The sequence below is a fragment of the Waterburya sp. genome (genome assembly GCF_058530065.1).
The window spans coordinates 1-1,458 of the sequence record NZ_JBZNBU010000289.1 but is presented as its reverse complement, the minus strand read 5'-3'; the positions used below and the strand labels follow the sequence as shown (position 1 = coordinate 1,458).

General features: G+C 42.4%; 1 protein-coding gene and 1 pseudogene. Both read right to left on the bottom strand.

The genetic code is table 11. The annotated features are described in order from the left end of the window. Nucleotides 1-532 (bottom strand): annotated as a pseudogene (locus AC33VI_RS17400) (DUF4159 domain-containing protein); the annotation flags it as partial. A gap of 60 nt (nt 533-592) precedes the next feature. Further along, the coding region (locus AC33VI_RS17395) for a phage tail protein (protein ID WP_491783527.1) at nt 593-1,458 on the bottom strand (866 nt) is incomplete at its 5' end.

Below are 1,458 nucleotides of genomic sequence, written 5' to 3'. Positions count from 1 at the left end.
TATATCCAGGACGCAAAATATCTCCAGGTAATGTTACCTGAATTTCTCGATTGGCAGGAAAGATAATGCGACAGATTTCGATTTCCAGATCGTTGGGAGGTCTGACCTTAATATCGAGACGAAACTTCTCCTCTAGCATTTCTTGGGTAGAAGAAACTTCTAGATCGTCTGGATCGCGATAATCTACAACTACATAAACGGTAAAAGAATCCTGTTGCGGGCGTTTATCGATATGAAGATTTTGTGGTTGGGGAACAATAATGGGATTTCCTTTAAGGTCAATGGCAATACCTGGTTGAACTTGAATTCCACGACCATCTTTAAAAACTTCTGGGACTGAACTGTTAGGAGTGATTAATTTCACTCCCAAACCGCAGACAATACCTGGTTGATGCAGTGCTTGGTAATGAAAGTTTTGCCTTTGTCGATGATATTGTTGTACTTTGCGCCATCTTTCCGCATTAATTAACAAACCATCGACTGCATTTAGTCTTGCAAAAGGATGAATAGGGGGTGTAGGAAGTTGAGACATGATTGTGGATTGGTTGGTAGTTAGTAGGGGCGTTTCGCGAAACGCCCTTACAGCGAATAGTTAGTTGCTATTTTCTAAATAAAGGTCGTAGGTACACCACATGGGTTTTTCGGTGTCGATAATGTTTCTAATTAGGGTTTCATCTAGGGGATTGTCGCCATGAGAGCGCAGACGGACAATAAAGTGATAGGGACGACCTCCACCTAAAATGGCATCTTCTCCTAAGTTGGCTTCTCCTAGAACTAATCCAGCACCTAATGCCTCTTCGATGCAGATATGTTTTTCTGGTTCTGGTAAATCTTCATCTAGAGGTAGTCCAGTGTAGAGATGGAGATAGAATCTTAAACCCTTTTTTGTTCCTCGCCAGCGATAAATCGAGATGGCATTGCGAATCAGATAACGCTGACGTTCTAGGGGAATCGTGCTGAGTAGTTCCCAACCCACCCAATGAGCGAGAAAAGGTAATAGGGATTCTGGAGCAGTTAAGGGGTCTAAATAAGCCCACATCGCTTCTAAAGCGTTAACTGTCGGCTCAAATGCTTGCTCAAAGATTTTGAGTAGGCGACCGATGAAATCGACTTCACGGTAAATAACTGGTAGAAAGTCTAAATAAAGACTGTGAGGACGCAGACAAAAGTTAAAACTCAGGGTTTGTAATTCTCTGGTTTGACGGTCGCTACGCTGTAAATAAATACTGACAGTAGCATGATAGTTTAAAGCGATCGCGTTTAAAGGTTGACTTTCTAGCCAGTCTTCGGGAACATCAAAATAAATTCCCACTAGCATAGTTTCCCGACTGCGTAGATCGCTACCTTCCAAATTCCAATGACACCATTCTGGAGGAAAATTCCCTGTAACTTCTAGTTCCACTGCCAAATTTTCCTCTAGGGGATTATAGAGGTGGAGGGTCATTTGACTCTTTTCCC